The 25,828-nt window shown below is 35.8% G+C and carries 24 protein-coding genes and 2 other annotated features; of the genes, 7 read left to right on the plus strand and 17 right to left on the minus strand.

Annotated elements, in window-relative coordinates:
- The 5 genes from trpD to D2K40_RS09180 all read right to left on the minus strand — a co-directional run bounded on the left by trpD (position 1) and on the right by D2K40_RS09180 (position 4,761).
- Entirely contained in the window at positions 1–1,023 is a 1,023-nt protein-coding gene (gene trpD, locus D2K40_RS09160; RefSeq protein WP_117155225.1) for an anthranilate phosphoribosyltransferase, read from the minus strand.
- Complete coding sequence (locus D2K40_RS09165; protein WP_117155227.1) at positions 1,007–1,606, minus strand: anthranilate synthase component II; 600 nt, start codon at positions 1,604–1,606, stop codon at positions 1,007–1,009. The genes trpD and D2K40_RS09165 overlap by 17 nt, the downstream gene beginning before the upstream one ends.
- Positions 1,607–1,608: 2 nt before the next feature.
- Entirely contained in the window at positions 1,609–3,003 is a 1,395-nt protein-coding gene (trpE, locus tag D2K40_RS09170) for an anthranilate synthase component I (protein WP_188618805.1), read from the minus strand.
- Positions 3,004–3,067: 64 nt separating this feature from the next.
- Positions 3,068–3,288 (minus strand) — a binding site (T-box leader).
- A gap of 34 nt (positions 3,289–3,322) precedes the next feature.
- Positions 3,323–3,579: a binding site (T-box leader), on the minus strand.
- A gap of 75 nt (positions 3,580–3,654) precedes the next feature.
- Positions 3,655–4,149 (minus strand): YiiX/YebB-like N1pC/P60 family cysteine hydrolase, encoded by a 495-nt coding sequence (locus tag D2K40_RS09175; RefSeq protein ID WP_117155229.1) that lies wholly within the window; start codon positions 4,147–4,149, stop codon positions 3,655–3,657.
- 63 nt (positions 4,150–4,212) lie between these two features.
- Entirely contained in the window at positions 4,213–4,761 is a 549-nt protein-coding gene (locus tag D2K40_RS09180) for a 3-dehydroquinate synthase II domain-containing protein (RefSeq protein WP_117155231.1), read from the minus strand.
- Between the two features lie 113 nt (positions 4,762–4,874).
- Between D2K40_RS09180 and D2K40_RS16715 the strand changes: the two genes are divergently transcribed.
- A complete protein-coding gene (locus tag D2K40_RS16715) occupies positions 4,875–5,009 on the plus strand; it encodes a hypothetical protein (protein ID WP_268237320.1) in 135 nt (44 codons plus the stop codon).
- A 64-nt stretch (positions 5,010–5,073) separates the two neighbouring features.
- Here D2K40_RS16715 and D2K40_RS09185 read toward each other — a convergent pair whose 3' ends face one another.
- Complete coding sequence (locus D2K40_RS09185) at positions 5,074–5,838, minus strand: 3D domain-containing protein (RefSeq protein WP_117155234.1); 765 nt, start codon at positions 5,836–5,838, stop codon at positions 5,074–5,076.
- 369 nt (positions 5,839–6,207) lie between these two features.
- Here D2K40_RS09185 and D2K40_RS09190 point away from each other — a divergent pair, with 369 nt between their 5' ends.
- The 4 genes from D2K40_RS09190 to D2K40_RS09205 are packed head-to-tail and all read left to right on the plus strand — an operon-like array spanning position 6,208 to position 10,945.
- Entirely contained in the window at positions 6,208–7,392 is a 1,185-nt protein-coding gene (locus D2K40_RS09190; protein ID WP_117155236.1) for a galactokinase, read from the plus strand.
- On the plus strand, positions 7,393–8,388 hold the full coding sequence (gene galE, locus D2K40_RS09195; protein ID WP_117155238.1) for a UDP-glucose 4-epimerase GalE: 996 nt from the start codon (positions 7,393–7,395) through the stop codon (positions 8,386–8,388).
- A gap of 3 nt (positions 8,389–8,391) precedes the next feature.
- The gene (gene galT, locus D2K40_RS09200; RefSeq protein ID WP_117155240.1) at positions 8,392–9,891 is read left to right on the plus strand and encodes a UDP-glucose--hexose-1-phosphate uridylyltransferase; all 1,500 of its coding nucleotides are present in this window, start codon (positions 8,392–8,394) and stop codon (positions 9,889–9,891) included.
- 10 nt (positions 9,892–9,901) lie between these two features.
- A complete protein-coding gene (locus D2K40_RS09205; RefSeq protein WP_117155242.1) occupies positions 9,902–10,945 on the plus strand; it encodes an aldose epimerase family protein in 1,044 nt (347 codons plus the stop codon).
- A gap of 139 nt (positions 10,946–11,084) precedes the next feature.
- Here the strand turns inward: D2K40_RS09205 and D2K40_RS09210 are convergent, their stop codons facing one another.
- The 7 genes from D2K40_RS09210 to helD form a co-directional block, all read right to left on the minus strand.
- The gene (locus D2K40_RS09210; RefSeq protein WP_117155272.1) at positions 11,085–12,299 is read right to left on the minus strand and encodes an ROK family transcriptional regulator; all 1,215 of its coding nucleotides are present in this window, start codon (positions 12,297–12,299) and stop codon (positions 11,085–11,087) included.
- A gap of 196 nt (positions 12,300–12,495) precedes the next feature.
- Entirely contained in the window at positions 12,496–13,479 is a 984-nt protein-coding gene (locus tag D2K40_RS09215; RefSeq protein WP_117155244.1) for an aldo/keto reductase, read from the minus strand.
- 414 nt (positions 13,480–13,893) lie between these two features.
- Positions 13,894–14,754 (minus strand): HAD family hydrolase, encoded by an 861-nt coding sequence (locus tag D2K40_RS09220; RefSeq protein WP_229666692.1) that lies wholly within the window; start codon positions 14,752–14,754, stop codon positions 13,894–13,896.
- 236 nt (positions 14,755–14,990) lie between these two features.
- Positions 14,991–15,860 (minus strand): AraC family transcriptional regulator, encoded by an 870-nt coding sequence (locus D2K40_RS09225; RefSeq protein WP_162879182.1) that lies wholly within the window; start codon positions 15,858–15,860, stop codon positions 14,991–14,993.
- Between the two features lie 83 nt (positions 15,861–15,943).
- A complete protein-coding gene (locus D2K40_RS09230) occupies positions 15,944–16,411 on the minus strand; it encodes an NUDIX hydrolase (protein ID WP_117155248.1) in 468 nt (155 codons plus the stop codon).
- An 80-nt stretch (positions 16,412–16,491) separates the two neighbouring features.
- Positions 16,492–17,331, minus strand: a complete 840-nt coding sequence (locus D2K40_RS09235; RefSeq protein ID WP_117155250.1) for an aldo/keto reductase — start codon at positions 17,329–17,331, stop codon at positions 16,492–16,494.
- A 101-nt stretch (positions 17,332–17,432) separates the two neighbouring features.
- Entirely contained in the window at positions 17,433–19,787 is a 2,355-nt protein-coding gene (gene helD / locus D2K40_RS09240) for an RNA polymerase recycling motor HelD (RefSeq protein ID WP_117155252.1), read from the minus strand.
- 883 nt (positions 19,788–20,670) lie between these two features.
- Between helD and D2K40_RS09245 the strand changes: the two genes are divergently transcribed.
- Complete coding sequence (locus D2K40_RS09245) at positions 20,671–21,849, plus strand: MFS transporter (protein ID WP_117155276.1); 1,179 nt, start codon at positions 20,671–20,673, stop codon at positions 21,847–21,849.
- Positions 21,850–21,896: 47 nt separating this feature from the next.
- On the opposite strand, the gene D2K40_RS09250 is transcribed toward D2K40_RS09245, so the two are convergent.
- The 3 genes from D2K40_RS09250 to D2K40_RS09260 form a co-directional block, all read right to left on the minus strand.
- Positions 21,897–22,406, minus strand: coding sequence for a DUF6241 domain-containing protein (locus D2K40_RS09250; RefSeq protein ID WP_162879183.1), 510 nt, complete (start codon positions 22,404–22,406; stop codon positions 21,897–21,899).
- A gap of 114 nt (positions 22,407–22,520) precedes the next feature.
- A complete protein-coding gene (locus D2K40_RS09255; protein ID WP_117155256.1) occupies positions 22,521–23,420 on the minus strand; it encodes a DUF1002 domain-containing protein in 900 nt (299 codons plus the stop codon).
- Positions 23,421–23,573: 153 nt separating this feature from the next.
- Positions 23,574–23,954 (minus strand): RidA family protein, encoded by a 381-nt coding sequence (locus D2K40_RS09260; protein WP_117155258.1) that lies wholly within the window; start codon positions 23,952–23,954, stop codon positions 23,574–23,576.
- Positions 23,955–24,056: 102 nt separating this feature from the next.
- Here D2K40_RS09260 and D2K40_RS09265 point away from each other — a divergent pair, with 102 nt between their 5' ends.
- Complete coding sequence (locus D2K40_RS09265) at positions 24,057–24,458, plus strand: secondary thiamine-phosphate synthase enzyme YjbQ (RefSeq protein ID WP_117155260.1); 402 nt, start codon at positions 24,057–24,059, stop codon at positions 24,456–24,458.
- A 114-nt stretch (positions 24,459–24,572) separates the two neighbouring features.
- On the opposite strand, the gene D2K40_RS09270 is transcribed toward D2K40_RS09265, so the two are convergent.
- Complete coding sequence (locus D2K40_RS09270; protein WP_117155262.1) at positions 24,573–25,682, minus strand: GntR family transcriptional regulator; 1,110 nt, start codon at positions 25,680–25,682, stop codon at positions 24,573–24,575.
- Between the last annotated feature and the right edge of the window lie 146 nt (positions 25,683–25,828).

The raw sequence follows: 25,828 nt of genomic DNA on the forward strand, positions 1-25,828 counted from the left end.
TCACACCTCTTGTTTTAGCTGATTGCTATAGTTAATCAGATAGTCCAATTTTGCTAAAGCTGCACCTGAATCAATGCTTTCACGCGCTAAATCAACACCTTCCTGTACTGTTTGTACTTTTCCGTTAGCAAAGATAGCCAACCCAGCATTCAGTAGCACAATATCACGATGAGCACCTTGTTTTCCTTCTAACACATCACGAAGAATTTGTGCATTTTCAAAAGCATCGCCACCTTTAATTGCTTCATTAGCATAAACTGGTAAACCTACCTCTTCTGGATGAAGTGTAAATTGCATCAATTCGCCAAGTTCCAATAGTACAAGATGATTTTCACCAGCAAGTGATGCTTCATCCATATGTCCCGATCCATTTAAGATCAGTGCTCGTTTTCGACCGAGTCGATGCAATACATTTGCCATTTGCTCTAATCGATCACGACGATAAATCCCTAAAAGTTGGGTAGTTAACGCAACTGGATTTGTCAGTGGGCCGATTAAATTAAATATAGTTGGGATCCGTAACTCTTTTCGCACCTTCATCATACGTTTGAGTGCTGGATGAACATGAGGGGCAAATAAGAATGCTATACCATTTTCTTTTAATAAAACTTGCATTTGTTCAGGTGTCATTGCCAGTGAAACACCTAGTTGTTCTAACACATCTGCACTACCTGTTTTACTTGAAATACTTCTATTACCGTGCTTTGCAACGGTTATTCCAGCTCCAGCGATAACAAATGCTGACGTTGTACTAATATTAAAACTTTGTGAGCCATCTCCTCCAGTTCCGCAATTATCCATTACACCTGGAATTTCTTTTGGAATTGTTAATGATTTTTCTCGAATCACATTCACGAGTCCAGCTATTTCATCTGCTGTTTCTCCTTTTACTTTTAAAGATGTTAAAAATGCACCAATCTCTGTATCCGAAGTTTCTTCAGCAAACATAACACGAGCCGCTTCTTCCATTTCTACTAAAGTAAGATCCTCATGATTTGTTACTTTTTCAAGATATTGTCTCATGTGACCGCTCCTTTTTGATAGCCGCGAAAAAGTTCGCTAGCATTTGTTTCCCTGTATTCGTTCCTATTGATTCTGGGTGGAATTGCAAACCATATACTGGCAAATAATTATGTTTCATCGCCATAATCTCTTGATCATCCATTGATGTAGCTGTAACCTGAAGAACATCTGGTACGGTATCTTGCTTCACTACTAATGAGTGATAACGCATTACTTCTAGTGGCTGCTCTAAATAATGAAATACCTCATCTTGATTATGCTTAATCATCGACGTCTTACCGTGTTTAATATTTTTAGCGTGCGTTACCGTTGCACCATAGGCAACACCTATCGCTTGATGCCCAAGACATATACCTAGAATAGGAAATGTGTCATCTAACTGTTTCACAACATCAATACATATCCCTGCTTCTTCTGGTGTTCCTGGTCCAGGTGATAAAATGATTGCTTCTGGATTTAATTTTTTAATTTCATCTATTGTTATTTTGTCATTCCTAACAACTTTTACTTCTTTATCTAACTCAGAGATATATTGAAATAAGTTGTAAGTAAAGGAATCATAATTATCAATTAAAAGGATCATCTTTAATTTACCTCCAATAATGACTTTGCTTTATTTAATGTTTCCTGATATTCTGCTGCAGGTTCAGAATCATATACAATCCCCGCTCCTGCTTGCACATATGCCTGTTTTCCCTTGATTACCATCGTTCGAATTGCTAGTGCTAAGTCAACATCACCATTCATGTTGATATAGCCAACAGACCCTGCATATACGCCACGTTTTTTTGTTTCCAAATTATTAATTATCTGCATCGCACGAATCTTTGGCGCTCCAGAAACAGTTCCAGCTGGTAATGTTGCTATTAATGCATCAATGCCTGTGATATTATTGTTAAGTTTTCCTTTGACTTCTGAAACAATGTGCATAACATGTTGATAACGTTCAATCATCATATACTTCGGAATCGTAAGGCTACCAACCTCACAGACACGGCCAAGATCATTACGACTTAAATCGACTAACATCTTGTGTTCTGCTCTTTCCTTTTCGTCCGCAAGTAAATCTTTGGCATAGCTTTGATCCTTCTCTTCAGAATCACCTCTAGGTCGTGTACCTGCGATTGGATTGGTAATCACTTGATCTCCTTTTGTCTTTATCAGACTTTCTGGTGAAGCACCTAGTACAATGTACTGATCAAAATCTATAAAAAACATATATGGTGATGGGTTTGCAATTCGTAACCTACGATAAAAGGTAAAAGGATCAACATCAAAACTTGCTTTCATCCGTTGTGATAATACGACTTGAAAAATGTCTCCATCGGTAATATGTTGTTTTGCTTTTTCAACCATTCCCATAAATGTTTGTTGATCAATTGAAGGTTCAAATGATACTTTAATTAGATCTTCTACTTTTTCGTCTACAATTGTGTTTAGAGCCATTTCAATATCCTCTAACTTTTGCTGCAATTGCACTTTCGTTCGGTTTCCATCTAAATTCGTTGCAATAATTGTTACGGTTTGCTTTTTATGATCAAACACGACCACATCTTGATAAAACATAATGTGTACATCTGGCATTTTGATTTCATCTTCCAGTAGGGTTCCTATCTCTTCGTATTGACGGATCGTATCATACCCAATGTAACCGATCGCTCCCCCATAAAAGGCGAATGGTAGATCAAGTGCTTGATGTGGGATGTGACGTTTCACTACTTCTAAGGGTTTTCCCTCTTCAAAATAATGTGTGCTTTCTTGGTTGTCATACACAGTCGTCTCTTCCGCATCCCCTACAATTTCTTTAAAAGGATCAAAGCCGATAAAAGAATACCTTCCTTTTTCACCATGTCCGCTTGAGCTTTCTAATAAAAACTTCTTTTTTCCTTCCATACGATTAAACACTGAAATTGGTGTTAATGTGTCTCCATTTATCTGTTTCTGTTGAAAAATTATAGTATGAGAAGTTGCTTTCATCATTTTTGAATCGCTCCTTGTTTTTTTGATAATAAAAAAATCCCCTATACACGCAAAAATAGCGTGTATAGGGGACGGTTTGATACCGCGGTGCCACCTCTATGTTGAAGGGTTGAAACTTCCACTCGATGATTTGGTAACGGGAATCACCCGGCTTTTCCTACTTAGAACCTGTTCAGAAAAGCTCTCGTAAGTCCATTCTGTTCGCTCCTTATACCGGTTCCCAGCAAATCCCGGCTCTCTGTGATAATAGAGGCGCACATACTACTCTTACTCAAACGATTTACTTGATATAGTTGAAATTAAAAAAGCTTCCTCATCCGAAAAGGACGAGGAAACCCGTGGTACCACCTTAGTTAGCTGAAAGTCAGCCACTTTACCATCAAAGCTATACTATATAGCTCTAATAGCTGTCTCAGATAACGACGAGACATTTCGTCAAAGCCTACTACCCTTTTGTAAAGGGATTTGGTTTGAAAGCTCAGAAGTCCATTCACTTATCCTTTACACTAGTTCACACCAACCACTAGCTCTCTTTAGTAAAGCAAATAAGCTACTTCTCTTCGTCAACGCTTATAACCGTTTATATGTTGTCTCTTATCATAATACGGTCAAATTATTTTGTCAACATTAATGCTTGAATTTTCAAACATTTTAATTAATGATACTTTTTCGTAGGTCAACTATTCTCCAAGTTCCGATCTCTGTCAGGTATGGCGAATGACGTATATATGGCGTGCGTATTAGTTTAATTGACTTTATTGTTAAATCATTGCCTGTTATATCTTCTTCTAGCGCATGCCAGTATGCTTGCCAAATAAATTTCGAGCAATAATTCATCTTTTTATTACCTAATTGTGGATGAAAAAGATAGTTTTGCACTTCGCAAATATTTTCTTGAGCCCATTTAGCGATAATCTCTGCACCATGTGGAGAGCGCAATAGCGTTATTTTACCTTTATTTTTGTGACGCGATATAAACTGTTTTAAGGTATCCGAAAATGCTCCTTTTGGATGGGAATGATAAATATGGTAGTCTTGTCCAACAATAGCGCAATGACCCACTAACAAAGTCGACAAACTCTTTGAAGAATAAATGATATCTCCCGGTTGTATAGGGATGGTTGTTTTAATTGGTACACTATTCATTAATCCTCACCTCACATTAGTCATTCCCTTGAATACCACTTTTTAATTTTTGTAATAGCATCGTTAATATTCATTTATCTCTTCTTCTATTTTTTCACCTAAATGCCTGCCTGGTTGATCTGGATAGCAGACAATACGATCACCTTCTTCTAAATCAAGCACTGCTTTTGCTTCACCCTCTGTCGTTAAAACATGAACACTATCTGCTTGCTGTAATGTAGCTGAAATTTCTTGCTCTGTACCTTCTATCTGACAAACAATACGTAGAAAGGGGCGTTTTTCAACTTTGACCCTTCCAACAGCAACCTTTCTAAACTCATTTCCTTTCCAGATTGGGACTTCTAAACCTGGCTTCACCTCTGATAGATAGGTTGTTTTATTTTCTCCTAGATGCAAGTATTGATGAATCGCACCTCCATTCATTCGAAATACACGGGGTGGATAGGTTTCGGTTGAACGATTCTCTGACAAGACAAGTAGATATCCATTTCCTGTATTTCCAACGAATATTCCCTCTAATGGATCGAGTTCATCAATTACATCTAGACACATGCGTGTGCCCATTCCAATTGGTGTTACGGATACAACTTTTGCGCTAGCTAACTCTTCCATATTATCTCTCCAATTCTATAAAATTTTTCTCTTTTTAGATAGATTTCCTATACCAATAATAGTAACAATGATATACAATATTAGTTAGATTGACAAACAGGGGGATGCTTCAGATGAGGAAATGGCTGGTTTTTTTATTTCTTCTATTAATAATTAGTTTTAGTGTGGTAGGTATGTTACAAAACTCCCCTACGCATGGAACAGAAGTAGAAACAACAATTGAAAAGAATTTTATACAGAATTCTTAGTTTGCTTCACAAAATTTTCTATTAAAAAACGGAAGTGCGTTTAATAACGTACTTCCGTTTCTGTTTAATCTAGTATAGTTACCTTTACCGTTCGAACACCCCATTTAAAGGCTTCATCTTTAGTTGGTACGTGGATATCAATTTTATTTCCTTTAATTGCTCCACCAATATCACCTGCGATCGCCTCTCCATAACCTTCCACATGCACCTTCGTACCTAATGGAATAACATTTGGATCAACTGCAATGACTTTTTTGTTGCGATCTTCATTTAAATTAATCCCTGTGGATGTTATCCCTGAACAACCTGCACATTCAGCTGTATATGCAGTGGCTGTCATCGTCATTGTTTTAGTAGATTGATTAGCTTTCTGCGATTCTTTTGAACTTGTTTCAGGCTTTGTAGCCTTTTTAGTTTCTTTTTCTTCCTCTTGTACCACTTCATCATTTGTTATTTGTACCGATTTTACTTTCGGTTCACTCTTTTTACGTTTTAGCTCTGGTATAATTAATTCTTGGTCTACCTGAACCGCTTTAGTGGCTAATAGATTCCAAAATTTTAAATCTTCTTCTTTTACTTCGTGTGCTTTTGCTATTTTACGTAATGTATCGCCCTCTTTTACTGTATATACAAATAGTTCATTATTTTGTATTGTTTGTCCTGTAAACATGATCTCTTCATTTAATTCATTAAAGATTCTCTCATATTTTGGGGCAATTTCCCTAAGGTTATCTCCTTGAACCTCTTGGTACTCTTCTGCAGATGCAGTCAGTAGAGCAGTCAACGATACCGCTAGTCCGATAACAAGTGCTACGACTTTTTTCTTCATCTGTTTTCCCTCCTTCAATTTATCACAATGTCTATCCTAACATAGACGTTACCAACTTATGGTTACAGGAAGTTTAAGAAACTATGACATTGATTACGATTGAAGGTTTCCTTGTCACACTTGTCATTACTTTGTAATAAACTGACCATTTGGCCACATTACTGATACATTTTAGAATTTTTATTTCAATATCCAATAAAATGACTTGTTTTTTGTTTTTTGTTTTTCTTTCATTAGCCCTTATGTTCGCTTCACATCTAGTAGCTTAGAAAAATTAAGATACTAGGTTGAATAATTGCAATTGTTATCATATAATAAACGTAAGTTAGTAAATTAATTTAATTAAGTTTAATTAGGAGGTCATTATTTATGGAAACAACTGCTTTATTCAAAGCGTTTAAAAATGTTTTTCAAACAGATAAAACACCACGTTTGTTTTTTGCTCCGGGTCGAATAAACTTGATTGGTGAACATACGGACTATAATGGTGGCTATGTATTCCCTGCTTCAATATCTTTCGGGACCTATGCCTTAGCCATGAAACGTACTGATCAGAAAATAAGGCTATACTCCATGAACTTCGTTGACAATGGTATTGTTACGACAACACTTGATGATTTATCATATGACACAAAAGATGATTGGGCTAACTATCCTAAAGGAATGATTTCTAAGCTAATGGAAGCGGGATTTTCTATTGATACCGGCTTTGATGTACTTTTCTTTGGTAACATTCCAAATGGAGCTGGTTTATCGTCATCTGCATCAATAGAATTAGCTACAGGTGTATTAGTTGAAAAACTATTTAATTTAAATATTAATCGTATTCACATGGTACAATTGGGACAGAAAGTGGAAAATGAATATATCGGTGTAAACAGTGGTATTATGGACCAATTTGCCATTGGCATGGGAAAAAAAGATCATGCTATTTTACTAGATTGTAATACACTAGAATATCAATACGCACCAGTTAAACTGAATGATTACGTCATTATGATTATTAATACAAACAAACGACGTGAATTAGCTAGTTCTAAATATAATGAGCGTAGAAGTGAATGTGAAAATGCGTTAGCTGACTTACAATCAACATTAGCTATTAACAGTTTAGGCGAACTATCTATAGCGTCATTTGAGCAACACAAAGACTTAATCAAAAGTGAAATAGACCAGAAGCGTGCGAAACATGCTGTTTATGAAAATCAACGAACGAAAGATGCATTAGAAAAATTACAGACAGGTGACTTAACTGCATTTGGGGAATTAATGAATCAATCTCACCTTTCGCTCCAACATGATTATGAAGTTACAGGTATTGAACTAGATACAATCGTTGAAGCTGCATGGCAACAACCTGGCGTCTTAGGTGCTAGAATGACAGGAGCTGGCTTTGGCGGATGCGCGATTGCTATTACGCCTCTTGACCAAGTTGATACTTTTAAAGAAAACATCAATGCGATATATAAAGAAAAAACCGGCTATGATGCAACATTTTATGTGGCAACAATTGGGGATGGCGCAAAAGAAATTACAACAGAAGGAGTGTTATAAATGCGCGTATTAGTCTTAGGTGGAGCTGGCTATATCGGATCTCATGCAGTATATCAATTAATTGACCAAGGACATGAGCCAATTGTTATCGATAATTTAGAAACAGGTCATCGCGATGCAGTTCATCCTGATGCAGTATTTTATCCTGGAGATATTCGTGATATTGAATTTTTAAGGGAAGTATTTGTAAATGAACAGATAGATGCTGTCTTACATTTTGCTGCAAATTCTCTAGTTGGGGAATCAATGGAAAACCCTTTAAAATACTTTGATAATAATGTTCATGGCACACAGGTTTTACTTCAAGCGATGCAAGAATCTAAAATTGATAAAATTGTTTTCTCTTCAACAGCTGCAACCTACGGCGAGCCTGAATCAGTTCCAATCACAGAAACAATGCCAACTGTACCAACGAGCACTTATGGGGAAACCAAATTAACTATGGAAAAATTGATGAAGTGGTGTGAAGCTGCTTATGGCATGCGTTATGTTTCCTTACGCTACTTTAACGTTGCGGGAGCAAGAGCAACCGGTGAAATTGGAGAAGATCACCGACCAGAAACCCATCTAATCCCGATCATTTTACAAGTTGCATTGAATCAACGTGAGCACATTACTGTTTTTGGAGAAGATTATCCAACAGAAGATGGTACATGTATTCGTGACTACATTCATGTTGAAGATTTAATTAATGCGCATATTCTTGCCTTGGAATACTTACAAAAAGGTGGGGCAAGTGATGTGTTTAACTTAGGAAGTAGCCAGGGTTTCTCTGTAAAAGAAATGATTGAAGCAGCAAGAAGCGTTACCAATCATCCAATCCCAGAAAAAGTTGGCCAACGTCGTGCCGGGGATCCAAGCACTTTAATTGCATCATCAGAAAAAGCAAAAACAATTCTAAATTGGGACCCTAAGAAAACAGAAATTAATAAAATCATTGAAGATGCATGGCAGTGGCATCAACAACATCCTCATGGTTATGGAAAGGATGTGTAACATTTGGAACATCTTATCTATAAACATATTACGCAATTAATCAATAAAGGTATTGAACAAGATTTGATCACTTCTCGTGATCGGTTCTATGTTCGCAATCAAATTCTTGGATTATTACAACTTGAAAGTTTCCAAGACCAAGTAGAATTGAGCAGTGAAAGTAAGCGTATACCTGATTTAATTGATCTCCTTCTTTCATTTGCGATCGAAACAAATGTAATTAAAAATGTTTTAGATGAAAAGGAAATACTCAGTGCAAAGATTATGGACTGTTTCTTGTCAAAACCAGCAGAAATTAACGCAAAATTCTATCAAAAATATCAAGAGTCTCCTAGTGCAGCAACAGATTATTTTTACCAATTAAGTAAAGATAGCAATTATATTCAAATGAACCGTATTGCTAAAAACATTCATTATAAAACAGCAACCCCTTATGGTGAGTTAGATATTACCATTAATTTGTCCAAACCTGAAAAAGACCCTGAACAAATAAAGCGTGAGCGGGCAATGAAACAAAAAATAAGCTATCCGAAATGTTTACTTTGTGTAGAGAATGAAGGCTATATTGGACGCACTGGACACCCTGCTAGGTCAAATCATCGTGTTATTGAAGTTCCATTAGATGGGGAGTCCTGGTTTCTACAATATTCTCCTTACGTGTATTACAATGAACATAGTATTCTATTTTCCAGTGAGCATAGACCAATGAAAATTGGCCGGCATACTTTTGAGCGATTAACGGCATTCGTTGAAAAGTTTCCTCACTACTTTATGGGATCAAACGCAGACATCCCAATTGTTGGCGGCAGTATCTTAAGTCATGATCATTATCAAGGTGGACGCTACACTTTTGCCATGACAGAGGCTACTGAAGACTTTTCCTTTGATCTAGTAAACTATCCGAATGTCCATGCTGCTGTTGTGAAATGGCCAATGTCTGTAATTCGTTTGCAAAGTAAGGATAAAGATACGTTACTAGACGCTGCCACTGAAATTTTGTCAACTTGGCGTACGTATAGTGATTCAGCAGCTGCGATTGAGGCATTTACTGGGGATACACCACATAATACAATTACACCAATTGCCAGAATGCGCGACGATTATTTTGAGTTGGACTTGGTTTTACGTAACAATCGAACAACTGATGAAAAGCCTTTTGGCCTCTTCCATCCACATGAAGATGTGCATCATATAAAAAAAGAAAATATTGGTTTAATTGAAGTAATGGGACTCGCTGTCCTTCCCCCACGATTAAAAACTGAAATTGATCAAATAAAAGCTTATTTACTTGATGGAGAAACAGAAGTGCCTGCATACCACCAAGCATGGGCAGAAGAAATCAAGAACAATAATAATCTATTAAATGAAACCAATGTTGAAGAAGTTGTACATCAAGCGCTTGGTCAAAAATTCACACGTGTTTTAGAAGATGCTGGCGTATTTAAGTCGAATAATGAAGGTAGAGAGGCATTTAAACGTTTTATTCAAACGCTAAATCAATAGGAGGTTTCACATGAAAGTAAGAACGGACGTATTACATGTTGCAGGTCGCCAATTGAAAGAATATACGCTAATTAATGCTAATGGTATGGAGGTAAGCTGCCTAAACTATGGTGGTGTTATCACAAAAATAATGGCCCCTAACTCTAAGGGAGATTTTGAGAACGTTGTCTTAGGTTATGCAAATTATGATGAGTATATAGACAATCCACACTTTTTCGGCGCTCTAATTGGTCGTGTTGCAGGTAGAATTCAAGATTCTTCCTTTAAATTAAATGGAAAAAACTATTCGCTACAATCAAATAATGGAGCACATCATTTACATGGAGGCACTACCGGCTTTCACAAGGTAATTTGGCAAACTGAGACATTTGAATATGAAGATGCAGTTGGTATTATCTTAGTACACAGGTCGCCTGATGGGGATGGCGGTTATCCTGGTAATCTTGCTATGAAGGTAACTTACACCTTAACAAATGACAATGCTTTTACTATTGTGTATGAGGCAATTGCAGATCAAAAGACAGTTTTGACCACAACTAATCACTCTTATTTTAATTTGAGTGGAAACTTGAAAACAGATATTTTACAACATAATGTTCAAATGGATGCAAGTCGATTTGTTGAATTAGATCATGAGTTAATACCTACTGGACGTATTCTTCCAGTTGATAATACGGTTTTTGATTTCCGACAAGGTCATGCTATTGTAGATGGTGTACATTCTGTTGACCAACAAAATTTGGTTGCATTAAATGGTTTTGATCATTACTTTATCTTTGATCATAATAAAAAAGAAAACCTTACTATTACAGATTCAGTTAGTGGGAGAACATTAACGGTTAAAACTGATCAACCAGGTATTGTTATGTACACATCAAATGCACTTAATGATACAGTTGAATTACGAGAAGGTAAATCATCAAAGTATTTGGGGGTTTGTTTAGAAACCCAATCTTCTCCAGCATCATTAGAGCATGATGGCTTTCCTAGTATTCTGTTAGAAAAAGATGAGCCGTATAAAAAAACGACTAGCTTTGTATTTAAAACTATTTAAAATAGCCTTTTATTTAAATTAAAAATGTACCCGTAGGTAGACTTTTTTAAAGTATCTACTTTTATAGGGTACATTTTATAATTATGTGCTGGCTTTATTTGCATATAAATTAGATAAATCCAATGTTCTCGACAAATCCCTAAACTTTAATTTCTCCATTTCGTTCAAATAACTCTGCTAATAATAATGAAACAGCACCTAACGCTGTTGCCTGATCTCCTAAATTAGACAATACAACTTTTGTTTGTTTCGCTTGTTCCGTTATTGCACGTTGTTTAATGGTATTTTGTATTGGTTCTAAAATAAAATCACCAGCTTTTGAGACGCCGCCACCTATAATTATTTTAGATGGGTTAATTACGTGAATGAGATTGGTTAGTCCAACCCCTATATATTCACCAATTTCTTCTAATAATTGCTGCGCAAAAGTGTCACCGCCCTGCGCTACGTGATGAACCATAGCGCCCGTCACCGTTTCACCTTGATCACGAATAATCTGCAATTTACTTTTTTCTCCATTATCAAGACCTTCAATTGCTCTCTCTGCTATGCCTGGTCCCGAAACAACAGTTTGCAAGCACCCTTTATTACCACACTCACATTGCTTCCCATGTAGATCAATGGTCATATGACCAATCTCACCAGCAATATCAGCATTACCATGGTAAAGTTTACCTTTGATAGCAATACCAGCCCCAACACCATTTCCAATATTAACAGCAATCATACTCTCTGATTCCTTCCCTTGCCCAAACCAAACTTCTCCCAACGCTAATGCTCGGGCATCGTTTTCCACTTTTACTGCATAGTTAAATTCTTTTTCTAACGCTGCTTTTATCGGTACATCTCGTAAGTGTAGATTTGGAGCAAATAGAGCAGTTCCTGTTGCCACATCAACGACACCATGCATCGCTACACCAATCCCAATAACTTTTTCTTTTAGTTTTTGGTGAGGCTCTAATAAATGATGAATGCATCTATTAAGTGTTTCAAGAAATTCTTCTTTAGAAATGGGCAGTGTTATTCCTGAAATAAAATGGCTAATTGTTTTGCCTGATAAATCCGTTAAGATACACTCAATTTCCTTAGGCCCTGCATCAACACCAACAACATAAAATCCACGATGATTAATTACTAGCATTGTCGGTTTTCGTCCACCTTGTGAGGTTCCCTGGGCACTTTCTTCAACAATTTCTTGTTCCATTAGTTCCTTCACAATACTTCCAACTGTTGGAGGCGTCAGATTTGTCTCTTTTGCAATTTGAGCTCGGGATATTGGTCCGTTATTTAAAATTTTATTTAAAATGATTGACTTATTTAGTGATTTCATCCATTGAAAACTACCTGTTTGCATCATTACACACCCTCTCGCCATGCTTGTTTATCTCTATTAATTTTATCATATTAATTAATTTAATTAAATAATGTTTGTTCATCTCAGAACTAAAGTAATGAGATTATAGAATATTACTCAACACACTTATAATTTTCAATCAACTTTCTTTAAATATTAACAAAACTCACCCCATAAATGGAGTGAGCTTTGTTTTTTAATATACACCTCTAATATGTTGATGCACTTCTTCTTGATAGAACTTCTTAATTTTCTCTAGTTCATCTGATGAAAATGCATTAACATCTACCGCTTTTAAGTTATCCTCTACTTGCTTGGTATTCTTAAACCCTGGTATTACTGTTGAGATTCCTTCTTGTTGTAAGATCCATTTCAATGCAGCTTGTGTCATACTTCCATGATCATCTGTTACCCAGCTTAATTTATTACTCAATGCGACACCTTTTTCAAATGGTAAACCTCCGAAAGTTTCACCTACATTGAACGCTTCTCCATTTTGATTAAAGTTACGATGATCATCTTCCTCAAATTGATGGCTTGAAGTAAATTTCCCTGTCAATAGACCACTGGCAAGCGGTACTCGCGCAATTATCCCTACTTGTTTTTCTTTTGCTTTTGGAAATAATTCCTCTAATGGCTTTTGACGAAGCATATTAAAAATCACTTGTAATGTACTAACATTTTCTTTTTCTAAACAAAAGAGACCTTCTTCTACAGTTTCTACACTAACGCCAAAGTTACGAATTTTTCCTTGTTGTTTTAATTTATCCAACACTTCAAACACCTTACCATCCCTCAATATCTCTAATGGCGGGCAATGAATTTGATACAAATCAAGTTGGTCGCGATTCAATCTTTTTAGTGTATTTTCTAAGTATGCCGTTACTGATTTTTCCGAGTATGTTTCTGGATCATAGATATCTCCAGCTCGACAAAATTTTGACGCAATATGGATATCAGATTCTTTTCCTTTTGTTGCTTTTGCTAATAGTTCTTCGCTATGTCCACCACCATAGACATCCGCCGTATCAAAAAAGTTAACTCCTGCGTCCATTGCACGTTGTAATGCCTTTAATGATTCTTGATCATCGGTTTTACCCCATGTTCCACCTATCGCCCAAGTTCCAAAGCTTAATTCACTTACCTTGAGATCTGTTTTTCCTAATTGATTATACTGCATATATGTCACTCTCCATTTATAAGATTTTGATTACGTTTTCATTTTTGTTTACTATTTACGTTCATAAACCATCCCCCATCTAATAATTGATATAGGTGCGCTCAGCCAACTATATATGACTGAGCGCTTACATTATTCTATCTTAACACATCAATAAGCTCAAATTTACTGATAACTTCCACAGCATTGAGGTTCTAAGTACCTTTCAATAAGGACATTCATTCGTCTACACTATTTTCTGAAAAGATTATGATACAATTTAAATAAAATCCACATTAAGTAACGATGCGAATTGTTGGTAATTCAGCAAACGCCGGAATAAATGCTCAATATCATCGGGTTTATTTAATACGTATTTTATATCAAGTCCACATAGTTACAAACAACAATGTTTACAAAAAGAGTCTTTGTCTATTAGGAAAAAAAACGATTCATTAAATAATGATAAACACCATCATCGTCACATGTATACGCTGTTACTTCATCAACCATTTCCTGAATATCAAGTGCAGCGTTTTTCATTGCTACTGTCTGTCCAGCTAGTTCAAACATTGGTATATCATTATGACTATCACCCATAACTAATATTTCTTCAGGTACAATATTTAATTGCTCCAAAATGATTTGAATACTTGTTGCTTTATTAACATTTGCGACCATTACTTCAACATTGTGTTCCGAAGAGGAGGAGGTAGTAAAGTCCACTTGTTCTTTTATTTCATCTAATACCTTTTTCCATTCATTAATATGATTCACACTTCTACTAAAACAATAAAATTTTGAATAAGTTTGCTCTGGCACTAAATCGACCCAACTAATGTCACCTTCCATTGCTTCTTTTCTGGAAAGCCATTCATTTATACCAACACTATCAGGTTGCGGATCTTGTACTTCCTTCTGTAATATTCGTTGATCTTGCTTTAGTACGATCCGTTCGCCAACAGCCGGAAATAATTCATAGTACACCTGATTAACACGAGCTTTTTCTATAATTTCCTTCACCAATTCATACGGCAGTGAATGCTCCTCGATTTTCTCTTCGCCTAGATAAACGGTCATACCATTGGAACTAATAATACCATCAACAGCGAATCCCTCTGGCACTAGCGGAAAAATTTCTTCTCGTGAACGACCAGTTGCAATGAAAACAGGAATTCCCTTCGCACGTAGTTTATTAATTACTTCCTTTGTATTAACACTAACGCGATTATAATGGTCCAAAATCGTACCATCCATATCTAAAAAAATAGCTTTTGGCTCTACTAGTTTACTCATTTAAATTCGCCCCCAAACATCTCAATGCTTACATTTATCTCTACAAGCTAGTATAGCATTTGATATTGGTCTCCAAAAGAAAAAGGATTAGCTGTTATTTCTGCTAATCCTTTTTTTACTCTATTTTGTTGCACGTTTAAAACATTCTTCGTTGGTCCCAACAAAAGTAAATTCCTAATTTGTATCGATAGGAAGGGTTGCTTTAATAAGAAGCCCTCTCCCTACCATTCTATTTGTTATTTAATAATTGGTATCCAAATTTCAGTTTGATAGTCCTCTTGAGAATGCTTCCCCCTTTGAGGCGGATATACTTCAAGCTCTGCTGTCCCAGCATGCTGATAGCCAGTTCCCGGAAACCACTCAGCATAAATACGTTTAATTGTATGCTGAATCGCATCTGGCATAGCACCAACTACATGAAATACTGCCCAGGTAGATGCTGGTATTTCCTTTACTACAAATCCATCCGGCACAACATGTTCTCCTTTTTCCACCGCAACAAAATAAGTGAACTCCTCTTGTTCTGGTGCAAATTCCATACAAATACCAAAAACACCAGTATCACTCTTAAGATCTTCTAATAGTTGACCAACTTTTCCATTGTTAACTTCCTTCCAAAAAGCTGGTACCTCTTTAAAGTTATCACCATCTCTTGTTGAAACTTTTAGTCCAGTACCCATGACGTTAAATGCTGGTTTTTCTACAATTTGATAGTTCATTTTCCCCTCTCCTTTTACAGTTATTTGAAAGGTCAATGGTGGAAAGGCTGTAATACGATTGGGGTTTTGCGTTTTTTTCACTTCAGAAGGACTGATGCCATGCATTTTACGAAAAGCCTTAGCAAAAGATTCAGGTGTTTCATAACCAAATTTCAAGGCAATATCAATTACTTTTACATTTGGATGCAACAACTCCCTAGCCGCAATTGTTAGCCTTCTATTCCGAATATAAGAGGTAAGCGTCATATCAGTAACCATTTGAAACATTCGTAAAAAATGAAACTTAGACATACAGCATATTGAAGCAAGTTCTTCCGCTTCAATTTTTCGGTCTAAATGTTCTTCAATATAATGCATACTTTCTCCCAATCTCTCCAAGCCTTTCATCTTCATTCCCCTTTCAACTTCAACTATAGCCACTGTAGACAATAGATACCTATCCTTGTTTGCTTATTTCGGACTGATTCAGATCACCACACAATTATAGCTTCACTATTTGATCGCAAATCACGCACGACCTTCATTTGACTCGCAAACATATTTTCTGGTAGTTCGTCTAATGAAAAGAAACCAACATCTAAAGTTTCGTCATTCTGTTTAACTAACTCTCCGGAATACTCGTGACAAGTAAACCAATGCTGCACTAGCGAGACTTGATCACCATTTGCCAACGTTTTTTTATTTCCTTCTCCTGAATAAACACTAAACAATTCTAATTCGCCCAATCTTAGTCCAGTTTCTTCAAACACTTCTCTTTTAGCTGTTTCTTTCACCGTTTCTCCCAATTCCATATAGCCACCTGGAAACCCCCACGTTTGATTATCTGCACGTAAATGCAGTAAAATACGATCTTGTTTATCAAAAATGATAGCACCACATACAACCATTATTATCGGATTGTGACCAACCATTGACCGAACATAACTGATATAATCCACTTTTCTATCGCCCCTTGTTTATTTATTCCATTATAAAAGACAGAAAAAAATGGCGCTTATAAAAACGCCATTACTTCAATTTATACTTTATTAAATTGATCTGGATCTGGTCCGATTCGTTCATCCTTATTCAAACCACTAATTGCATACATATCTGCTTGAGATAACTCAAAGTCAAACACATCCGCATTTTCCACAATTCTATGCTCTTTCGTTGATTTTGGAATCGTTACTACATCATTTTGCAGATCCCAACGAATAATAATTTGCGCAGTTGTTTTTCCATGTTTTTCAGCAATTTCTTTAAGTGTTGGGTCATCCAACAGCTTTCCTTGTTTAAGCGGAGACCATGCTTCTAGCTGAATTTGATGTTCTTTACAAAAGTCCCTCAAGGATTGTTGGATTAAATGCGGGTGAAATTCGACTTGGTTGACCATTGGAACAACCTCAGCATCTTTCATTAGCTCTTCTAGATGGTGTTCCTTAAAGTTACTCACACCGATTGCACGAATTTTACCGTCCTTATACAACTCTTCCATCGCTTTCCATGTATCTTTAAACTTCCCTTCTGCTGGAACTGGCCAATGGATTAGATACAAGTCTAAATATTCTAAGCCTAATCGCTCTAAAGTTGTTTCAAATGCCTTAAGTGTTGATTCATACCCTTGTTCAGCATTCCACAATTTCGATGTAATAAATAATTCATTACGAGGGAGTCCCGATTGTTTAATAGCTTGACCTACACCTGTTTCATTTCCATAAACAGCAGCAGTATCGATACTTCTATAGTTGTGCTTTATTGCAGATTTAACAGAATGAATCACTTCATTCCCATCTTCTACTTGAAATACCCCTAAACCTAACCACGGCATCTCCACACCATTATGTAGTGTCGTTGTATCCTGTAAACTTTTCGGCATGTGTAATTCCTCCTCTTATTATAATTACATATATATTTTCTCATATGTTTTACTGAAATGGAAAAGTTTTGACTTAATAAGTTAACCTTTTACAATGAAACTTATCTTTGATTCTTTTGAAATTCATGAATTTTATAATGGGTGAAACGATTCTTTGGTACTTGTTCTATAAATGTACTAACTTCACCAATTGATAACACAAACAATTCATGCATTGCTCGTGTGCAAGCTGTATATAAAAGATTTCGTTCCAATTCATTTTGATAGCGTTTATGAGATGCATTGTAAATAATCACAGCATCAAATTCAATTCCCTTTGCCAAATAAGCTGGGATTACGATAATTCCCTTTTGATACGTATGTGCATTTGGTCCCATCAACGTCACATCAAATTCTTGACTTAGCCGTTTAGAAACCTGTTCACTTTCTTGCATTGTCTTACAAATCACTGCAATTGTTTGATGTTCAGCTGCTTGATAATCATTGATTTTATAAACTAATTTATCAGCTGCTATCGATGTATTATCAACTTCCATCACAACCGGCAGTACACCCTCTCTATTAAAGGCTTCTATTTTATCACCATTAGGCATCCAAGAACTTGTAAACTCAACAATTGGTTTGGTTGAACGATAGCTTCGTGTTAATGTAATCTTTTCATGTTTTTCCTCTGCTGAATCAGCTAATACATTATCTTCTTCTAACGCATGAATATAGATCGCTTGGTTTATGTCACCTAATAGTGTCATACGACTACTTGGAAACATCTTTTGCAAATATACGAATTGAAAAGCTGAGTAATCCTGCGCTTCATCAATAAATACATGTTGAATCGAGCGATTAGCCTGAAAACCTAATAAAATTTTTTCAAAATATAAATAAGGTGTTGCGTCTTCCCATGTTAAGAAATTTGCTTTAAGGCTTTGACTCGTTAACTCACAAATTTCTTGCCAGTTCTGTGGAAGAAGGTCACTTTGCTGTTGATGTGACGCTTCAAATAATTGTATATACGTATTTTTAACATCAGTAAAATAAAAACGTTTTATTTTTTTACGTAATGGTCTTAATCTCTTTTTGATTACTTTATTTCTGAGTAGCTCTTCTTCCTTTGTTGAATCAATAAAAACATCTTCTTCAAATGGGGTTTCGTCCTCAAGTTGTTGATGCACTTCTAAATAATCGGCTTTATCTAGTAATTCAGTTTCTTCTAAAACCCAATCTTTTTCGCGTTCTATCTCTTCTAATTGATCAATTTTCTCAAGTAACCAATGCACCACTTTCTCTAACCTTAGGGGAATACTTAAATTTCCTTTTAGTTTGTAAAAGTAATCGTGTATTTCTTTTTTAGAAACAATTAATTTACCACGAAAACGAACATTTCGGAATGTCATACCTTCCTCTATTAAAGTAGTTAAGAATTGGTCAATTTGTTCTTTAAAATGTAAGCTTGCTTTGTATCTCATGGCTTCAACCCTTGAATCTGACTGATGATCATTTACCTGTAAATAATATTCCATCTGGTCAAATGGTGATTCAATTGCAAATTGATCCCCTAGTTGTGTATCAATATAGCGATAAAAAGTCGTTTGTTTCATATTATCTTCACCAAGTTCCGGAAGTACAGTTGCCACATAGCTATTAAACAGTGAATTTGGTGAGAAAAGGACAATATTTTCTGATTTTAAATGTTCACGATAACGGTACAATAAGTACGCAACCCTCTGCAGTGCGGCTGATGTTTTACCACTACCCGCAACGCCTTGCACAACAAGAATTCTACTTTTTTCATTTCGAATGATCTGGTTTTGTTCTTGTTGAATGGTTGCAACAATACTTTTCATTTTTGTGTCAGCATTGTCACCTAAAACCGATTGCAAGAGATGGTCTCCAATTGTTAATCCTGTATTAAACATTCCTTTTAATGTTCCTTGTCTAATGATATACTGACGCTTCAACGTAATTTCTCCATCTATTTGTTCATCTATTGCTTGATAAGATGCCTTTCCAGGTGGATAGTCATAATAGAGACTTGAAATTGGAGCTCTCCAATCATAAATAAGGAAATCTTCTTCTTGCTCATCCATTAAAGAGGCAATTCCAATATAAATCGATGAGGCTTCTTTCTCTCCCTCTTCCATAAAGTCTATCCGACCAAAATAAGGTGAATCCTTTAACCGCTCCAACGTATCTAATTGCTTTGATAGCTGTCCATGACTTCTTTCACGCTCAGATAAAAATTCCGCTTGTTGTTTTAAACTAGCTTGGGTCTCTATAACGTCATCCATTTCTTCTAAGTTGACAGTCACATCTTCCCAGAAGTTTTTTCTAATATCAATCACACGATCTTTTATTGTTTTAACGTGTGTACTAATTTTATTAATCTTTTGTTTTATTAGTTTCACGACAAGATTGACACGTTCTTGTTCTTTTGCCAAATCTTCTTCATACTCACCCATGACCTCACCCCTAACTGCTTCCCGCGTTGTCAATTTACATCTATTCTAACATTTTTCACTACATTTCATACAGGATAAGCCTTTATATCTTGCCATGAACAATTTGAAAATACCATCTATTTGCTTATATATATATAGTGAATGTACTCCCTATTTAGTTTATATCTTTTTGAATTAATAATGCGAACTTTTAAACTACATCCGCTAATTTATCGTTCATGTATAAAATGCGAATTAGTTAGTAATGTAAGTTACTATTACTAACCCGCTCCTCAAATGAAATTGCCTCCCTTTCCGCAGGCACGGCTTCAGCTAACTAGGAAGCAAAGAACGCTTCCTAGTGGATCTTCAGCTCGCGCTGTTCCTGCAGGAGTGTCGCCAATTTCATTTGATCCGCTAGATAGTGTATCTTTTCTAATATAACTTTCAATGTATATTGTAGCTAAATCACGTTGTAATTAAATGTAATAAATTATTTTACACGCTTCTTAATTTACGAGTTAGATTAGCGTATCAAGTGAAATGGTGGAGACTCCTACGGGAACAGCACGGGCCGAAAATCCATTTTTAGAAGTGCTCTTCTTCTAAAAATTAGTTGAGGCCGTGGGGCTGCGATTACTCGCCCCATCATAAAGCCCTGCCCGTGGAAAGCGAGACCATTTCACTTGAGTAGCGGATACGTTACGACGCAGTTTATATAAATTATTCATTAAATCTTAGGAATTCACTGTTCCGTGTTTAGAATTGGATATTTCGATTACTTTCATCTTTATTAAAATTGCGCTAGTATATATAATTAGGGTTTCGAAATATAAGTGCACCGAAAGAAGTGATTTATATTAATAGCACTGTTGAAAAAGATATTAAGAAAAATTTAATCATTATGTGGTTTGCTAACTTTTTTATAGCTGGCAGCATTACGATGGTTTTACCTTTTTTATCTTTATATATTGAAACATTAGGTAACTTTTCTGAATCATATGTGCAACGATGGTCTGGAATTATTTTTGGTGTTACTTTTGTAACAGCTTTTATTTTCTCACCTTTATGGGGGAAAATAGGAGATCGTTATGGCAGGAAGCATATCTTAGTATTCTCAGCAATAGGGTTAGGATTATCCGTCTTATTGATGGGCTTTGTTAACTCAGTTTGGCAGTTGTTTTTATTACGACTTTTCATGGGGGTATTTACGGGGTTTATTTCAATGTCCCAGGCTTTAATCTCTACACAAACACCCAAACATATTGCAGGTCGTGTTTTAGGGACTTTACAAACTGGAAGTGTAACCGGAACATTAATGGGGCCATTACTCGGTGGTGTATTGGCTGATGCCATTGGGTATGCGACATCTTTTAAAAGTTTATCAATTATTTTATTCCTCTCAGGATTTTTAGTTTTATTCGGCGTAACAGAACGCAAAATAAAAGCAGAAGAGGGCCAACCTAACCGCTTTTCAAGTAAAGAAGTTTTAGGACACATTATCAGCCACCCAATGCTTCTAATGGTTATGCTTGTTTCTATGTTTATACAAATTGCACATTTTAGTATACAACCGATTTTATCCTTGTATGTTAACAATTTACATGGACCTGAGAATATTGCTTTATTTTCAGGAATTGCATTTTCAGCTGCTGGTTTAGGTAATCTACTAATGACAAGAAGGTGGGGGTCTATTGCTGACCGAGTAGGTTATATTAAGATTCTGATCTTACTGTTATTTCTTGCGGGAATATTTTATTTACCTGGTGGGTTTGTAACAAACTTTTGGCAATTAGTAATCCTTCGATTCTTACTTGGTATGACGATCGGCGGAATTATCCCCGTTCGAATCGCCTATATTCGCCAAGAGGCACCTATTGCAATGCAAGGTGAAGTACTTGGTTACAATACTAGTATTCGCTTTTTCGGTAACATCCTTGGACCAATTTTAGGTGGGGCTTTGGCAAGTGGATTTGGCTATTCAGCTGTGTTTGTTGTGACAAGTTTATTATTATTTGCTTGTGGGGCTGCGTTATTTGTGGCCAAACAACATAATCCAGATCTGATCAAAAATCATTCCTAATATAGTAAATAAAAAAACACTTGGAAACAATGTAATCCAAGTGTTTTTTACTGTTTGCTATTAATAAATTCTTCTTCCTCTTCTGGACTTAGAACCCCTGTTGCTTTTCCTATATTTCCATCTTTCATTCTCCAAATAGTGTTATGGTCTTGATCAGCTTGAGAGAAATCACCGTTAGCCCAACGCTCCAAGATTGCTTTATATGTTTCTTCTGATTCACCTAAATCAACTTCATTTAAGCCATTCAACAACCAATCAATTCGCCCTTCAGTAATTAAATAGAATCCCCACTTCTCATCTGCTTCCACCTTTTGATGGGACATTTGATGAATGTATTCTTTAAAATGATTGTTCCCCAATTCATTTTGTTCAACGCGATCACCAAATGGATTTAAACCAGCCTCATCATATTTTTCAAATTTTTCTTCTGATAATTCTATTACCTGTTTTTCTTGATCTTCTTGTTCTGATTCGTTTTCTGCTTCCTCATTTTGTTCCTCACTTGTGAAATCAGCATAAACCATAACTGCGAAATAACTTATTACACTGATTAACAAAACACTTAATACTATAACGAGCCACCGATACTTTTTCAGAACAACCACCTCCAGAAGGTACGTCTATTAAAAACAGCATACCATTATTTGGTATGCCGTTACAAATTATACTATTCATTCTGATGAGAAAATATTTTTTAATCCTTCAATTAAATTTGTAAAGAAGCTCTTAACACCTTCCCAAAATCCAGGATCACTTGTGATATCCTCTATTTTATTTCGAATATCACTAGCAAGGTCTTCTAGTTGATTCGAAACATTTCCAAAATCAATATTAATTGAACGCATTTTTTCAAACAAATTTGTTAGCATTTCTCGATCTTCTGCGCTTATATTGATATTCAACTTATCTAATTGTTCTTGAATAATTTGTTCCACTTCTTCTTTTGAAACTGGATTTTGTTCAGAAATCTGTTGTTTAATTTGTGTTAGTAATTCACTAACCTTTTCTTGATCCAAACCTGCTTCATCAGCTAGGTCTGTTGCGATCTGCAATTCTTCGTTAGCTACTTCCATTCGATCCTTATCTAATGATTCACCATCTACATTAAATGCTTTATATATTCCAGTTAGAGCAGAGTGTCCACTCACTTTCACTGGTGAAGCGACATCAACTTCTGCATTCTCAACACCTGCTGTTAATAAAGCATTCGCATACATCTCATTGGTAACTTCCGTAATGTTTTTTGGATTTACAACATTAATTACTAGACCATTTCCCTCGTCTTTACGTGTGATCTTAGCTGATGAATACATATTTGAACTGCCGTCTCCACCAATATAATTAGCTAGGTCTTCTCCAGTAACCGTATACTCTTGTACCTGTTCAGGATCATCAACACCCAGCAAATTTCTTACTTCCTCTTTTTGATCTTCAGACAATGCATCACCATAAACAACTCGTGGCAACCCGTTTTTTTCATCAATACTATCTCCAGTGCTAGCGAAAACAGTAGTAGACATACCAACCATTGCAATTAGTAAAACGACTAGAAGTATTTTTATTTGTTTCATTTTCAGATATTCTCCTTTTTGAGATTATTCAAAAGTATACTTGCTCGTTTATTATGGTACTCTTTATCCCATAAGGAAAGTCCCATTTGCACTATATATTTCACGGAAAGGAAATATTGAGAAAAACTGTACCCTATACGGTGATATTTCACTTTATCTTTTTGCAATAACATCCATTTCTACTGCAACCCCTTTAGGGAGCTTGCTTACTTCAACTGTTGCGCGTGCAGGATATGGCTCAACTAGGAATTTAGCATAGGCATCATTTATTTTTGAGAAATCATCCATATTTGTTATATAGATTGTAAATTTCGCCACATTCGCAAATGTAAGACCAGCTTCTGTTAAGATGGCTTTTAAATTATGCATGACTTGCTCTGTCTGGACTGTAATATCACCTTCTACTACTTCCATTGTTTCCGGTATCAGTGGGATTTGCCCTGAGACAAAAACCATATCACCTAAATCAATTGCTTGTGAATAAGGTCCAATCGCTTGTGGTGCTTTATCTGTTTGAATTTTATTTACTGTCATGGTAATTCCTCCTATAGTTTCTGCTTTTATATTATGAATATTAACATATTTCAATAATTTTAGTACAATTGAGGTATGAAAGATAATCTGAGGAGGTAAACAATGGAGCATACTTTCTATTTACGTACAAATGCGCATTCTGAAATGACAGATATTACTTCAGAGATTGCAAATTTGATTAGAGAAAAACAAATTAAAAATGGTATTATTATCGTTTCATCTCTTCATACCACTGCCGGAATTACTGTTAATGAAAATGCCGATCCAGATGTTAAGACTGATTTTTTAAGAAGATTAGAAGAAGTTTATCCGTGGGTGCATCCAAAAGATTTACATATGGAGGGTAATACTGCAGCCCATTTAAAAACAAGCACAGTCGGGCACGCACAAACGCTTGTGGTATCTAATAGTAAACTCGTACTTGGCACTTGGCAAGGCATCTATTTCTGTGAATTTGACGGACCACGTAACCGTAAATTTCATGTTAAGGTAATAGAAGGTTGAGAAAAGCTGTAACAATATAAACATTAGAATTTTGGAAAAGTAATAAATGACCTATCATCCATAAGATGAAGGTCATTTTTATATCTAGATTTTTAAAATTGTATCTGATATCAATCATCTTGCTTTCGTTGAATTTCTAACAATCAATTCTGGCTCAAAAACAATTGACTCTACCATAGCTTTATTTGGTTTATACCGTTTAGACTGCTTAACAAGTTCTAATATAATCTCACCAGCTTTAACACCAATTTCACTTTTAGGGTGCTGTATAGTCGTCAACTTGACTTCTGACACCTCAGCTAAGAATGAATTATCAAATCCTACAATCGAGATATCATCTGGTACCTGTAGATTTTTTTTTCGTAAAACATTGAGCAATGCTATAGCCAATTCATCATTATAACAAACAAGTCCTGTTGGTCGGTTTTTACTAGGCAAAGATAATAAGTTTTCTAGCTCTTCAGTTGGCTTGATAGTTTTTTCCTCTGTCTTGTACTTAATAATATTATTAGGATTAATCGGCAATTGATGCTTGCGATGCGCTTTCAGGTAACCTTCCATTCTTTTTATCCCCTGACTATCATCCGAATTAAAAAAACCCGCTATATTCTTATGACCCAACTCTATAAGGTGTTCAGTCTGTAGAAAACCACCTTTTTCATCATCAACTACTAAACTCAAAGGCTCTAAGCCATCGTAACAAGCATTAATCATGATATACGGTAGATGTTTTCGTTCAAGATTTAGGAAATAATTAATATTTGGATTGGAAATAGCGCTTTTTGTTGGTTCAATGATCACACCATCAAAATGTTGCGCTAATATCTTCTCTAAAAAACGCCGTTCATTTTCGTGATCATTGTTCGTACTAAAAAGACTCACATGATAACCGCGCTCACTTAAATACGATTCTACTCCACGAATGATTGATGGGAAAATATAATCTGAAATATAAGTTGTAATAATTGCTATATTTTTTTGCTCTTCAATCGTACTTAATGACTCTTCTTTGGAGCGATCTGCACAGAATGTTCCTGCTCCTTGTTCACGGTAAAGCCAACCTTGATTCACTAACTCTCCAATTGCCAAGCGAACAGTATGGCGGCTTACACTAAATTGTTTCATAAGTTCACTCTCTGAATTGATTTTTTGATGGGGCTGGAATGTTCCGTCTAATATCTTTGACCTGATTGCTTGTTTGACAATATTATATTTGGTTTCCATGGTTGCACCTCGTAAATCTTTGAACTACTCGGCACTGAAGTACCGAGATTCCTAAGTACAGAAACCTACCGGTTTCTAATTGATTAGGCGATCCCCTCAGGTCCTGAGGTTAAGAAGTCTTACGGCTTCATTTTTAAGATTGATTC

Origin of the sequence: Paraliobacillus quinghaiensis (genome assembly GCF_003426025.1) — a bacterium.
In the GTDB taxonomy this organism is placed as follows: Bacteria; Bacillota; Bacilli; order Bacillales; family Amphibacillaceae; genus Paraliobacillus_A; species Paraliobacillus_A quinghaiensis.